General features: G+C 55.0%; 13 protein-coding genes and 1 rRNA gene. 7 read left to right on the top strand and 7 right to left on the bottom strand.

Going from position 1 to position 12,187, the window contains the following annotated elements; translation table 11 throughout:
- A partial coding sequence (locus tag MVK46_RS03980; protein WP_297535355.1) for a hypothetical protein occupies window positions 1–738 on the top strand: 738 nt, incomplete at its 5' end.
- Here MVK46_RS03980 and MVK46_RS03975 read toward each other — a convergent pair.
- On the bottom strand, window positions 689–1,954 hold the full coding sequence (locus MVK46_RS03975) for an adenosylhomocysteinase (RefSeq protein ID WP_297535354.1): 1,266 nt from the start codon (window positions 1,952–1,954) through the stop codon (window positions 689–691). The two genes, MVK46_RS03980 and MVK46_RS03975, sit on opposite strands and share 50 nt — an antisense overlap.
- A gap of 87 nt (window positions 1,955–2,041) precedes the next feature.
- Between MVK46_RS03975 and MVK46_RS03970 the strand changes: the two genes are divergently transcribed.
- The 3 genes from MVK46_RS03970 to MVK46_RS03960 all read left to right on the top strand — a co-directional run bounded on the left by MVK46_RS03970 (window position 2,042) and on the right by MVK46_RS03960 (window position 4,744).
- Window positions 2,042–2,761, top strand: coding sequence for an MBL fold metallo-hydrolase (locus tag MVK46_RS03970; RefSeq protein WP_297535353.1), 720 nt, complete (start codon window positions 2,042–2,044; stop codon window positions 2,759–2,761).
- A gap of 32 nt (window positions 2,762–2,793) precedes the next feature.
- Window positions 2,794–3,363 carry a cyclase family protein gene (locus tag MVK46_RS03965; protein ID WP_297535352.1) on the top strand — a complete coding sequence of 190 codons (570 nt, stop codon included), beginning with the start codon at window positions 2,794–2,796 and terminating at the stop codon, window positions 3,361–3,363.
- 241 nt (window positions 3,364–3,604) lie between these two features.
- On the top strand, window positions 3,605–4,744 hold the full coding sequence (locus MVK46_RS03960) for a cell wall-binding repeat 2 family protein (RefSeq protein WP_297535351.1): 1,140 nt from the start codon (window positions 3,605–3,607) through the stop codon (window positions 4,742–4,744).
- Between the two features lie 29 nt (window positions 4,745–4,773).
- Here the strand turns inward: MVK46_RS03960 and MVK46_RS03955 are convergent, their stop codons facing one another.
- Together MVK46_RS03955 and MVK46_RS03950 are read right to left on the bottom strand one after the other, a co-directional pair.
- Window positions 4,774–5,127 (bottom strand): ribonuclease P protein component 4, encoded by a 354-nt coding sequence (locus MVK46_RS03955; RefSeq protein WP_297535357.1) that lies wholly within the window; start codon window positions 5,125–5,127, stop codon window positions 4,774–4,776.
- A 2-nt stretch (window positions 5,128–5,129) separates the two neighbouring features.
- Complete coding sequence (locus MVK46_RS03950; protein ID WP_297535356.1) at window positions 5,130–6,629, bottom strand: hypothetical protein; 1,500 nt, start codon at window positions 6,627–6,629, stop codon at window positions 5,130–5,132.
- Between the two features lie 54 nt (window positions 6,630–6,683).
- Here MVK46_RS03950 and rrf point away from each other — a divergent pair.
- Together rrf and MVK46_RS03940 are read left to right on the top strand one after the other, a co-directional pair.
- A 5S ribosomal RNA gene (gene rrf, locus MVK46_RS03945) occupies window positions 6,684–6,805 on the top strand.
- Between the two features lie 74 nt (window positions 6,806–6,879).
- The gene (locus tag MVK46_RS03940; protein ID WP_297535350.1) at window positions 6,880–7,902 is read left to right on the top strand and encodes a hypothetical protein; all 1,023 of its coding nucleotides are present in this window, start codon (window positions 6,880–6,882) and stop codon (window positions 7,900–7,902) included.
- Here the strand turns inward: MVK46_RS03940 and MVK46_RS03935 are convergent.
- Window positions 7,876–8,616, bottom strand: coding sequence for a PH0542 domain-containing protein (locus MVK46_RS03935; RefSeq protein WP_297535349.1), 741 nt, complete (start codon window positions 8,614–8,616; stop codon window positions 7,876–7,878). The two genes, MVK46_RS03940 and MVK46_RS03935, sit on opposite strands and share 27 nt — an antisense overlap.
- Window positions 8,617–8,684: 68 nt before the next feature.
- Here MVK46_RS03935 and MVK46_RS03930 point away from each other — a divergent pair, with 68 nt between their 5' ends.
- Window positions 8,685–9,968 carry a PQQ-binding-like beta-propeller repeat protein gene (locus MVK46_RS03930; RefSeq protein ID WP_297535348.1) on the top strand — a complete coding sequence of 428 codons (1,284 nt, stop codon included), beginning with the start codon at window positions 8,685–8,687 and terminating at the stop codon, window positions 9,966–9,968.
- Here MVK46_RS03930 and MVK46_RS03925 read toward each other — a convergent pair.
- From MVK46_RS03925 to MVK46_RS03915, 3 genes are all read right to left on the bottom strand, one after another.
- A complete protein-coding gene (locus MVK46_RS03925) occupies window positions 9,940–10,965 on the bottom strand; it encodes a CheF family chemotaxis protein (protein ID WP_297535347.1) in 1,026 nt (341 codons plus the stop codon). The genes MVK46_RS03930 and MVK46_RS03925 overlap by 29 nt on opposite strands.
- Window positions 10,966–10,979: 14 nt before the next feature.
- Window positions 10,980–11,696 (bottom strand): hypothetical protein, encoded by a 717-nt coding sequence (locus MVK46_RS03920; RefSeq protein ID WP_297535346.1) that lies wholly within the window; start codon window positions 11,694–11,696, stop codon window positions 10,980–10,982.
- A 12-nt stretch (window positions 11,697–11,708) separates the two neighbouring features.
- Window positions 11,709–12,187, bottom strand: a 479-nt coding sequence (locus MVK46_RS03915) for a methyl-accepting chemotaxis protein (RefSeq protein WP_297535345.1), incomplete at its 5' end; no start/stop codon positions are given.

Raw genomic sequence — 12,187 nt, 5'->3', positions numbered from 1 at the left:
GGTTCGGTTCTCTCCGTCTCCATAGTACTTCTGGCTGCCGTCCTCGCCTATGAAAGGCTTTTCGACCTCTTCAAGTGGTCGCTGGTCGTTTACCTCATTCAGGCGGTTTTCGGAGTTCCCTTCGCGGTTCTCGGTCACTACGTCACCGGCTTCGTTGTCCTGTTCACCGGATTCATAATCCTCCTAATCCTCGGTTGGGTTGAGGAGAGTGCTGGCCCTGACCCCTCGAACGACGGCCTCGTTGTGGAGTCCCTCTCCGAGGCCCTCACCCCGCTACCCGTTGCATTCATGTTCATCGCGGTTCTCCTCGGCTGGAGCTCCTTTGGAAGCTCGCCGAGGGCTTTCCTGCCCTTCGCCTTCCTCGTCCCCCTCCTAATCGGCGCTGTGATTGTTCTGGCCCTGCTGGCCGAGAAGCATGAAGAGGAGCCCTCCGGAAAAAGGACCTATCTCGTAATAAGGACCGCGATGAAGGTTGGCGACTCCTTCTCTCTGGACGTTCGCGAGATGAGCGAGAGAAGCGTTACCTTTGACCTCTCCGGCGGTTCACCCGTTCACCGGCCGGTTCTGCTGAAGGTTCCCTGGGAGGGTTCCCCACCCTCGGTAGTGGTCCTAATGAGCCCCTGGGAGAGGCAGACGCTTTCGCTCACGAGGGAGTGGAAAGAAGGGGAGAACGTATACGCCCTCTACACTACGTTCCGTGCTCCCAGCTCTCCAAATAGCGCTTTTGCTCCTCGGTAAGCTCCTCAATCTTTATTCCCATCGCGTTCAGCTTAATCCTCGCGACCATCTCGTCGATCTCCCTCGGCAGGACGTAGACCTTTGGCTCAAGCCTCTCGTGGTTCTCCTTGATGTACTGCGCCGCCTTCGCCTGAAGGGCGAAGCTCATGTCCATAATCTCGGCCGGATGACCGTCGGCCGCCGCTAAATTGACCAGCCTTCCATCTGCCAAGAGGTAGAGCCTTCTGCCATCCTTAAGCTTGTACTCCCTGATGTTGGGCCTCGGCTCGCTTATCTCGACGGCGAGCTCCTCAAGGTCGGGCTTCCATATCTCAACGTCGAAGTGGCCGGCGTTGGCGAGTATTACCCCGTCCTTCATGAGCTCGAAGTGCTCCCTGCGAATGCACTTGATGTTGCCCGTCGAGGTGACGAAGATGTCGCCTACCTTTGCCGCTTCCTTCATGTCCATAACGAGGAAGCCGTCCATTCTGGCTTCCAAAGCCCTAATCGGGTCAACCTCGACGACTATAACCGTGGCGCCGAGACCCCTTGCCCTCATCGCTATTCCCCTTCCGCACCAGCCGTAGCCGACAACGACGACGTTCTTTCCGGCGACGAGCAGGTTGGTGGTCCTTATTATGCCGTCCCACGTGGACTGGCCGGTTCCGTAGCGGTTGTCAAAGAGGTATTTGGTATAGCTGTCGTTCACCGCTATGATTGGGAACCTCAGAACCCCGTCCTTCTCCATCGCGCGGAGCCGTATTACCCCTGTCGTTGTTTCCTCGCTCGCGCCCCAGATTTCGTCTATCAGCTCCTGCCTCTCGCGGTGAACGGTGCTTATCATGTCCGCGCCATCATCGATTATGATGTTTGGCCTTATGTCCAGAGCCCTGTGCATGTTCTCGTAGTACTCCTCCCTGCTCTCTCCCCTGATGGCATAGACCTTGACGCCGGCCTTGGCTAAGGCCGCGACGACATCATCCTGTGTGCTCAGCGGGTTGCTGGCGGCGGCGGAAACCTCTGCTCCCCCTGCCTTGAGAGTCAGGAGCAGGAAGGCCGTCTTCATCTCGAGGTGAAGTGTTGCGGCAATTCTTACCCCTTTGAAGGGCTTCTCCCTCTCGAAATCCTTTCTTATAGTCTGGAGAACGGGCATGAAGCGCGAGACCCAGTCAATCTTCTTCTCCCCGCTCGGGGCCAGGCCTATGTCCTTGACGCAGTAATCCTTCGTGCAGTCCATAGCCACCACCGGCCGTTGTTGGGGAAATCTCTTAAAAAGCCTGTCCAAGGCGAAAAGTTTATTGGGTTAGGGAAACCTAATCAAGGCATGCCCTCCGATTACCCTCACGTTAGAAGGGTCCAGCCGAACCTCTACAAGATTAAGGCCGGAAAGCTCTCGGCGTTTTCCTACCTCATAACGGCGGACATCAACGTTCTCATTGACACGGCTTTAATGAGCGACTATCCGAGGCTTGAGGAGGCCCTGCTCGAGCTGGGACTGAGGCCGGACGACATCGATTTGGTGCTCAACACCCACGAGCACTGCGACCACGTCGGGGGAAACCTCTACCTGCAGGACGTTGCTATCATAGGGGCCTACAAATACTCGGCGGTTAAGATACGCTACGGTGACGACGAAGTTATGCGCTGCAGGTATCACGGGCAGTCCTTTCCGGGCAGTAAGGTTCACCTGTGGCTCAACAACGCAGACGTTGTTGATGCGGGCTCGTGGATTCTCAAGGTAATCCACACCCCGGGCCACACCTCTGGAAGCATGTGCCTCTACGAACCGAGGAGAAGAATCCTGTTCTCAGGGGATACCCTCTTCGCCAGCGGAACGGTTTCGAACATCTACGACTCCGGCAGTCTCGGGGAGTACTTCAATTCTCTGAGAATACTCAAAACCCTCAAGATAGACCTTCTCCTCCCCGGTCACGGCTGGGAGTCGAGGAACGTGGAAAGGGACATAGAGCTTACGATAGGCAAGGTCATTGAGAGGTTCCCCAACAAGAAGTACCTCCTGGGCATTCTTAGGGACAACGTTTAAATCCTGTGTGTGGACTTCCTATGGGTGTTCCCATGATAGTTGACCTATCCCTTCCCCTCTCGGAGAGAACCCCCGTGTACCCCGGGGACCCGGGTGTTAAGGTTCGACCATGGGCACTTATCGAGCGCGACGGCTACTACATGAACGCCCTCAAGCTCGGTGAGCACTCCGGGACGCACGTCGATGCTCCGGCTCACTTCATCCCCGGTGGGAAAACGATAGATGAGATGCCCCTTGAGAAGTTCATCGGCGAAGCCTTCGTGGTGGACCTTCGGAGCGGGGAGGGGATGATAGAACTCGAAGAGCTTCCGGATTCGGGCTACTACGGTAGAATAGTTCTCCTCCTGACGGGCGGCAGGGAGCTTTCTCCGGAGGCGGCGCTTTTCTTAGTTGCCGAGGGGGTAAAGGCCGTTGGAACCGATGCCATGAGCATAGGCGACGAGAACGTTCACACGATTCTTCTGAGTGCAGAGGTTCCGGTCTTCGAAAGCCTCGTTAACCTTGAGAGACTGCTCGGTCTGACCTTCACCTTCGTGGCGTTTCCCCTGAAAATCGAGGGAGGCTCCGGAAGTCCCGTCAGAGCCGTCGCAATCGTCGAATAAAAACCCCGACACATCGTTTCACAACGATTTCTGCAGTTTGTGGTGCTTCCTTTTTGAGAAAATTGGGATATAAAAGCCGCTGGAACGTAGGGGAACGGTTAGGGCCTTCTTTGACCGATGGGGGAACGATGGGAACGGAAGGAACAGCTTCTTTTTTTGAAAACTCCGACATTAGGGTATGATTTCGTGAAAAAAGGTTAAATAGGGCTTTTTCACTATTAGATACTGGTGATGAGCCATGATGGGTAAGAAGTTGATGGCAGTCCTGTTCGGACTGCTCATGCTGGCGATGCCGCTGGCAGTTGGTCAAGTCAGTGCAGCGTCCACCACGACAGTAATTCTCGTCAGCGACAACGCCGCCGACAAAGCAATAGCCGAATACCTCGCCAACATAACCGGAGCCGTCGTTGTAACAACGACGTGGGGAACCTACGACCCCAACGTTACAGCTGAAATACTGAGCTACGCGCCGAGCCAGGTGATAATCATAGGCGGTCCAGATGCGGTCGTTGAGGAGTACGTTACCGACCTTGAGAGCTACAACATAACCGTCTACCGCTGGTGGGGGGCCAACAGGTACGAGACTGACCTGGCCGTTATCGGGAACGCCAGCAAGGTGCTTGGGATAAAGTTCAACTCGAGCGTTGTTGTCGCGGGCAACGACAGCCTCGCGATTCAGATGGCCCTTCAGCTGGCCGTCCAGAACAAGGCGGCCATAATCTACGTCAACTCGACGACCAACGTGAGCAGGATAATGAAGGAGCTTGGGGTTAAAGAGATGGTCATGGTTCAGAGCAGGGTCTCGGAGAAGCTCATGAGGAAGGTTGCCGAGCAGGTCAGGGAGTGCAACTGCACGGCCAAGGAAGTTACCGCCAACGTCACGAAGGAGCAGGTTGAGAGGGTCATGGAGCACGTCCGCGAGAGGCTCATGGCCCTTGAGGAGATTGCCAACATGACGAACTCAACCGCGCTCAAGGAGCAGGTCAGGGAGATGGTGAAGCTCATGGAGCAGGTTAACCAGAGCCTCCAGAGCGGCAACTACACCATGGCGTACCAGCTCGCCCTCAAGCTCCAGGTCATGACGGAGTTCGCCCTCAAAGACGCCCACATGGAGTTCATGAAGTGCATGGAGAGGAACGAGGCCTTCAAGTTTGAGATTGAGCTTCAGAAGATAGAGGCCCAGATTCAGGTGCTCGAGAAAGCTGGAGTTAACGTCTCAACGGTTACACCGCTCCTCGAGCAGCTGAAAACGGCAATCCAGAACGGAAACTACAGGGAAGCCAAGTTCCTCCTGAAGGAGATTAAGAAGCTCATTCACGAGCTTTACAGGAACGACATGGACACCATAAGGGAGCACGGTTCGAAGAAGGACAGGCACTGATGAAATAAGGTGAGCTGAAATAAGGGGCTTTAATCGGCCCTTCTCTTCTCCTTTTTCTCCCGCAGGTATGGATACCTCATTATGTGGCCGCAGTTCAGGCACTTGATGACGACGTGGGGGTACGGCCTGCTCCTAAGTCTAACGCGCGCGTTCTTTCCGGGAACGAGGAAGGAATGGCACCTCTTGCAGTAGCGGCGCTTCCATTTCCTCGGAAGTCTAATCTTGGCCTTCTGCTGGACGGCAAGGGCTATCTCAACGTACCTGTTTGCAAGTTCCGGGCTGTACGGAAACACCCTCTCCGCCAGAGTGAACAGGGTCTCGACCCGCTCCCTCGCAACCCTCTTCTTCTCCCCCTGCTCCTTCTTCCTCGTTCTCCTTCCCAACTTCACCACCTTATCAGCTTCAGCCTGCCCGGAGAAGGCTCGTAAATGTAGCCCTCTCTGATAAGCTCCCCGATAATCCTTGATGCATGCCCCTCGGTAAAGCCGTATTCGACCAGCGTTTTCTTAAACTCTTCCTTCGAAACCGAGCCATCAATGGACGTTGACTCGAGGTCCGAGAAAATCCTGAGTGAAATCTCCGCGAGTCTGCTCGTTCCAACGTAGCGCTCGTATTCCTTCAGGAGTCTGACCTTCTCATCCCCTGGAAGCTCGTTTATCCAGGTGTCGACGATTTCCTGATAAACGCCGAGGAGGTCGCTTATGAGTCCCCTCTTCAGTTTTCCCTCAAACCTCGCCATGGAGCCGAGAAGCCTCGCACCCAGTCTGTAGCGCAAGTTGATGTTGAAGACTTTACCGGAAATCGTTAGTGCATCGAAAAGCTCCCCGTGTTCAAGTCTGTTTCTCATAACGAAGGCCTCAAACCTATTTCTGTAGTCCTCCATTTCGAGCAGATTCAGGACGCTGAGCCTCTCCATCGCGGTGAAAACCGTCGCAATTACGTTGGGCATAAGCCTCTCAAGCTCGGGGTTCCTCTCGTAGCCGACCTCCTCCGTGAGCACGAAGGGCGTTTCCGAGAGTGCCGCCGCCTCGTCTCCAGGGTTCATTCTAAGCCGGGGGGTCATGAAGCTGGCCCTCTTTTCCTCGAAGTGGCCCAGCGCCCACTTGGGAACCGGAACTTCCCTTCCGAGAATTGAACGGTTGTAGGGTACGTAGTACGAGAGGTCAGCGGTTGAGGGTTTGGAGAACTTAAAATCAAGCCCGAGGAAATCGTCTTCCGCTTCGCTCCACTTCTCCCTCCTCAGCTTGACCTCCCAGGGCAGCAGGGAGTGGATGTATTTGAGGGCTTCCCACATTGAGAGAACGGCCCTCTTCTTCGAGAGGCCTGCGAAGGTGGAGAACGCAACTCCCCCCTGCCAGTACTCCGCCCCGAGCACAAGGGGGGCGTTCAGAAGCGTGTATATGACCGCCCGCTCGACCTCGTAGTTCGCGTAGACTGTTTTCTCGATGAGGTCTTCAAGCTCACACCTGCTCAGGGCAAGCTCGGCGTACTGCTTCCAGTACTCGGAGTATCTCTCGGGCTGAATCTCCCTCACCCTGAGGAGCCTGAGGTTCCCGAAGGGGTACACATCCAGGATTCCCCTTGCCACGACGTATTCCCCGGGATGAAGTTTCCCGACCTTGGTGTTCTCGTCTATTCTGAGAACCAGGTAGGCCCTGAGCTTCTTCGCTTTTCCGATTTCCGAGGGTGCAACCGGGGAGAGAATGTAGTAGAGGGCGTCTTCCGGCGCGTTTGGGGGTTTTCTGAGGAGGACAAAACCCCTAACCTCGACCTCTTCACCGTTGGGCTTTCTCTGAACCTCCATCAGGAAGTCCTTTACCCTCTTCTCGGGCGTCAGGGCCTCTCTGTATCCCCCAAGCCTGAGGAGTTCCATCAGCTCTTCCATCGGCACACCATACACCGCAAACTTTATAAAGTCATCCCGGAGACTAACTACCGGCACGGCGGCCATAGCGGCGGGGTTACACCCGGTCTCGTTTCGACCCCGGAAGTTAAGCCCGCCAGCGTTCCCGGGTGTACTGCCCTCCGGGAGGGGGCGGGAAACCGGGAACGCCGCCGGCCACTAACTTTCTCTCGTAATCACCTACACAAAAGCTATTTAAGATTCCGCGGGCTATTTTTTACGGTCGGTAGTTATGCTCAAGAAGTCCCAGAAGGACAGGTTGACATGGGATTACATAAAGTCCCGTCACTCCGAGATTATAGGGGAACTTCGAACTCTGCGGAACTGGAACGAGGTCAAGTCCACGATTCCGGAATCGGAGAACCTCGGTGATTACTCCCTTCTGGCCCTTGAATCCGTCGCGGCCGTGATTCGGGAGCTTAGACTTGAAACGTCAAGGCTTGGCGAGAGAATTGAACTTCTGAGCAGGAAGCTTGAGGACCTCGGGACGTCCCACAGGGAGCTGAGCTACTCAACTGAAAAGAAGTTCAGGGAGCTTGAGAACAGAATTGCGGAGCTTGAGCAGAGAACCCTCTTTCTTAACAGTCTTGAATACGTCGTTCCGCGTATAAACGAACTTGAGGAGAAGCTTGAGAGGCTACCGGCTCAGCTGTTTGCCCGCCTTGAGGAGAGCTACGGAAAGAAAACGGAGGACGTTATCCGCTCCCTCGTTGAGGAGAGGATTGAGGCACTCAAAGAGGAGCTGAAGCGCGACGTTCTCGGGGTAAGCGTTGAGCTTGCCAGGGCCTTGAGGGAGTTGCAGGAACACTACGAGGAACTCGTCAGGGAAAACGTTGAACTCAAAAGGAAAGCCAGAGAAAACGATGTTCTCAAAAGAAAGCTTTCAGAGAAGGAAAAAGAGGTAGAATCACTGAGGAAGAGGCTCTCTTCCCTCCAAGAGGTTGCGGAGAGGGTGGAGTCGCTCAGCGAGAAGATGAAGAGGTATGAGACCGCCTTAAAGACCCTCAGGGAGGTTGAGGCCCAGCTCAGGGAACTCACAGGGGAGTCAAACGTGTTCAGCGCCATTGAGGCCATTAAAAGGCAGTTCGTTCCAAAGTCAAAGCTTGAGAGGGCCGTAAACGAGATTAAGGGAATGCTTGCGGAGGTGGAATCCCTCAGGGAGGAAAACGCCAAGCTGAGGGCCGAGAACGAGAAGCTCAGGGAGACGCTCAAGGCGCTTCTTGGGGAGTCATCCCTCCCTGAGGAGGAGCTTTGAAAGTCCCTCATCGACCTTCTTCTTCACGAGTTCGCTCTGTTCGCCTTCCATCTCCTTCAGCTTTGAGATAACGATTTTCCTCAATTTATCATTGGTTTCCGATATTGCAACAAGCGTTTCAACGGTGCTGGCCCTCACAACTTCGTCCCTGTCGTGGAGCAGGGCAAAGAGCTTGGGCAGAAACGGGGTAACGTACCTCAGTCCGTTTTCGCTCAGGGCGGAGATGAAGTTCAGGGCGGCGAGCTTATCGGCCGGGTCCTTCGAGATTAGCATGAAGCTCAGGTCTTTGAAGACGTTTCCGAGAAGCTCTGGCTTCACCCTCATAATCTCCTCAAGGACGTAGATTGAGTTGACCTTTATTTTGGGGTCCCCAATGCGGTAGTTGGCGAATATCACCGGGACTATCCTCGACACGCTCTCGGGTGTCAGCTCCGCGAGAACTCCAAAGGCCTTTGCTATCTCCTGAGTCAGCGGCACTGCCTCGCTTTTTCTGAGCATGACCATGAGCTTCGTCAGCAGTGAGTCGTAAAGCTCCGGGAACTCCCTTATCACTTCGGTTACAACCCTGAGGGCGTTTTTCTGGACAGTCCACAGGTCGTCGTCGAGCAGTTTGATGACCTCCTTGAAAACTTCCCTGTTCGCCGTTGCCATGGCGACAATCTCCTGGAGCTTCTCTCCGGTAGCGAGGGCTTCCCTGAGGTCCATCTCGTCCATTGAACCACCTTGAATTTTTACTGCAAAGATTTATATAAGCTTTTCACCACTCACTCGTGGGATGGGCTATGAAACGGCGCGTTTCAGTTGTGGCCATTGCGGTTCTCTCGCTTCTGGTTCTCGGTGCCGTCAGCGCCGCTGAGAACCCCGTTCTGTGGAAGGGGAGTGTATGCAGCGACGTAACATATCAGAAGAGCATAGAGGCCGTTGCAATCACAAACAGCACGGTTTACGCCGCGTGTTCATACAGGCAGGTTGTGAACTCGGGGAAGGTTATAGCCATATACTACCTCGGCAGGCTAGCGGCCTTCGACCTGAACGGAACGCGCCTGTGGAACGAGTCTTCCGGCTACGTTGTCAAGGTCATTCCAGTGGGCGGAGAGGTTCTCGTGGGAAGCCTCGCGGGCGTTCTCCTCTTCGGCAACAACGGGAGCATAGTTGCCCAAGCGGACACAACGAACAAGCTCTACGACTTCGTCGTCTCGGGGAACAGGGTTTACGCCGTTGACGGCGACTTCTATCCCGGAAACGGCTCCTATACCTTCGTGGGACACGTTTACGCCGGGACCTTTAACTCCTCCAACGTCAGCTTCAACCTCTGGGAGCTTAACGTAAGCGACATGCTCACGAGAGTTCGCGTTGGAAAGGGCGTTATATACGCCTCCTCAGGCTTCCCCTCCGGTTACGCAGGCCCCGTCCAGTTCGGGGCACTCTACGGGATATCACCCGAAGGGAAGCTCCTCTGGAAGGTTGAGGTTGGGCACTGGGTTAGGGACCTGGAAGTCTGGGACGGAAACGCGGTTTTCGGAACGGGGTTCGGTAAAGGAAGCGGCAACCTCTACGTTGTGTCTCCCGGTGGACGCGTACTGCTCAATGAAAGCGCTTTCTACGTTGAAGACATTGTAATCGAAGGGAACACAGCGTACGTGAGCGGGTACAACGGGAAGAACGGAACCGTCGAGGCCGTCGAGCTTCCCTCCGGTAAGGTCAAGTGGAAAACCCTCCTCCCGTACCGTGCTAAAGTTCTCTACTACGCCGACGGTCTCCTCCTGGCGGGTGTTGGGGAGTTCGAAAAGAAGTCTGAAAACGGAACCACCTACGTTTACAGCGTCGGCTCGCTTTACGTCCTCGACCCCGATACCGGCAAGGTCATCGGCCAGGTTCCGAACACTGGCTACGTGAGGAGCATCTCCGCCTTCGGCAACAGGGCCGTCTTCGGAACCGCAAGCTCAACGTTCTACGTGATTGACCTCAACGCCTTCAAGAGCGGGGAGAACAGAAAAATCTGCGGTCCGGGTCTGGTTGTCCTCCTCGCGGTGCTCCTCACATTGATACTAACCCGTATTCGATGAGTTTGTTCACTATTTTTCTCCCCTCCCTTGTCAGCTCAACGACCTTTCTTATCATGACTATCTTCAGAAGCCCCCTGTCAATCATCTTGTCGTATATCTCCTCAAGCTCCCTCTCGCTTATCCCCAGGAACTGGTGTATCTCAAGGGGGTTAAGCCCCGAGTAAAGCGCCATGAGAATCTGCTTTTCAATCTCGTCGAGGCTCTGCAGTTCCTTGAGTTCCTTCTCCACGAACTCCTTGAACTCGGCCTCCAGCTCGGGAAACTCCTTTGAGAGCTTTATTATGAATTCGAAGTAGCTGGGAACGTATTTCATGAGGTATCGAAGGACGTAGAGCCTTGTTCTCTTCTCCGGTATGTAGAGGTAGGACGTAACGGTCTCGCTGATGTGGAAGTGTTTGATTTTCCACGCTATGACCTTCTGACCGTTCAGCTCGACCTCCTCCAAGTCCATGTCTTCGACGTCCGAGAATATCGGCACCGGCTTCATGTTCCTGTCGAGGACGACGATGTTGCGCTCCTTTTTTCCGGTCTTGGCAGAAGTTACGGAGATTATCCGTAGGGAGCCGTCCTCCCACTTGGAATCAAGGTTCAGGGCGCCCCCCTTAATTCTCGCCAGCTGTATCTTCACGCTCTTCCCGTTGATTAGGGTCTCGAATATTGTATGCACGAACTCGCTGAACTTCTTTTCATCGTAGATTAGCAGGTTGTTTCCTATGGTCAGGATAACCGTCAGCTCGCCCCTGTTGGGAATGTAGAACTTCATCCCGAAGTGCTCCCTCTCGGGGTTCAGTTTGTGGGTGTCCGGAACTTTAATTGAGATGTCCGTGAGGGTGGAAAACGGAAAGCTGTCCTCCCCAACTATCTCACCCATCTTGAGGTACTTGAGGACGAGTCTGTCGTGCAGGATAACCCCTATCGCGTCCCTCCAGTTTACCCTGCCCGAGCCTTTCCACGAAGACACCACCGCCGCTTTCACCCTCGTCTCCGTTACGGCCATCTGGCCCACCTGCCTCAGCTCAGCGACTGACACTCTTCGAGTTGTTTCTCAAGCCTTTTAACCTTCTCCCTGAGCCTCTCGCATTCCTGCTGGAGTCTGACCTCGAGGGGCGTTATCGCGGGGTTGTCTCCGCGTGAAGCAATCATCTCATCGAGCAGAGCCACCGCACCGTTTATGCTGTTTGTAATCTTAATCAGAGCCTCCTCGGGCGGCAGTGTAATCGTCTTTCCGTCCTTCCCCTTTGCAACGATTGGAAGCTTTGTCTTCGCCACGTATCCTATCATCTGGTTCAGCTTGTCCCGGTCCCTCTGGCTTGGAAACCGGGCGAGCCACAGCCTCTTGAACTCCTCAAGTTCACTGAGAACCTTTGAGAGGAAGGCGTTGTATTCGTCCTCGCTGACGTATCCGAGAGCGTAGCCCCTTGCTACGTCAAGGAGCAGGAGCAGCCGTTCCTTTTTGGTCTTGGCTTCGTCGAGAACCCGCTGAACCTTCACCTCTATTACTTCGCGGAGCCTTTTTACAAGCTCCTCCTCGTTCACTCCCTGGGTCTTCTCCCGCGTTTCAGTCCTCTCCTCGGGCTTTCCCTTCTGGTCCATCCCCTCGGCGGTCTTCTGTTCCCCGACGTACGCCTCCCTCAGGCTGTTCAGAACGGCCCTTGTGACGGCGTACGTGCCGATGAGGATTCCCCCAACAACGGCACCCGCGATGACGCCGAGGGTCGCCCACTCCATACCCTCACCCCCTCAGAGCCTGAACCGGCCGACCGCGTTCTTCAAGCGGGCGGCGATTCCCTCAACTTCCTTCGCCGTCTCCTCAAGCTCCTCCGTGACGATAGTCTGTTCCTCCACCGCCGAGCTGACCTTTTCCGCGGAAGACGCCATTTCCCTGGCGCTCTCCAAGAGGTCTTCAAGGGAGCGGAGGGTCTCCTCAACTTCCTTCTCGGTCCGAAGAACCTTCTCCCTCAGCTCTTCCATCGTCCCCCTCGTTCCCTGGAGCATGTCCGCTATCCTTGAGAGGTACCCTATGGTTTCCCTCAGGTCTTCGGCGCTTCTCCGCACGACCGAGGCTCCTTTCTCAGTGCTTCCCGCGGCTTTCTGGATTTCCCTCGTTATCTGTTCGACTATGTTTCTTATGTTGTCTGCGGCTTTTTTGCTTTCTTCTGCGAGTTTCCTGATTTCCTCGGCAACAACCGCAAAACCCTTACCAGCTTCCCCAGCACGAG

The organism is Thermococcus sp., assembly GCF_027066465.1.
GTDB lineage: Archaea > Methanobacteriota_B > Thermococci > Thermococcales > Thermococcaceae > Thermococcus.
Note: the sequence above shows the minus strand (reverse complement) of the source record. Positions and strands in the feature narration are given on the sequence as shown.

What these genes read in the sequence shown, in the direction of transcription:
- MVK46_RS03950 (WP_297535356.1), bottom strand. Translation starts at nt 6,629, where the DNA reads ATGGAAGAGCTGATGGAACTCCTCAGGCTTGGGGGATACAGAGAGGCC.
- MVK46_RS03940 (WP_297535350.1), top strand. Translation starts at nt 6,880, where the DNA reads ATGCTCAAGAAGTCCCAGAAGGACAGGTTGACATGGGATTACATAAAG.
- MVK46_RS03970 (WP_297535353.1), top strand. Translation starts at nt 2,042, where the DNA reads ATGCCCTCCGATTACCCTCACGTTAGAAGGGTCCAGCCGAACCTCTAC.
- MVK46_RS03975 (WP_297535354.1), bottom strand. Translation starts at nt 1,954, where the DNA reads ATGGACTGCACGAAGGATTACTGCGTCAAGGACATAGGCCTGGCCCCG.
- MVK46_RS03920 (WP_297535346.1), bottom strand. Translation starts at nt 11,696, where the DNA reads ATGGAGTGGGCGACCCTCGGCGTCATCGCGGGTGCCGTTGTTGGGGGA.
- MVK46_RS03925 (WP_297535347.1), bottom strand. Translation starts at nt 10,965, where the DNA reads ATGGCCGTAACGGAGACGAGGGTGAAAGCGGCGGTGGTGTCTTCGTGG.
- MVK46_RS03930 (WP_297535348.1), top strand. Translation starts at nt 8,685, where the DNA reads ATGAAACGGCGCGTTTCAGTTGTGGCCATTGCGGTTCTCTCGCTTCTG.
- MVK46_RS03935 (WP_297535349.1), bottom strand. Translation starts at nt 8,616, where the DNA reads ATGGACGAGATGGACCTCAGGGAAGCCCTCGCTACCGGAGAGAAGCTC.
- MVK46_RS03960 (WP_297535351.1), top strand. Translation starts at nt 3,605, where the DNA reads ATGGGTAAGAAGTTGATGGCAGTCCTGTTCGGACTGCTCATGCTGGCG.
- MVK46_RS03965 (WP_297535352.1), top strand. Translation starts at nt 2,794, where the DNA reads ATGATAGTTGACCTATCCCTTCCCCTCTCGGAGAGAACCCCCGTGTAC.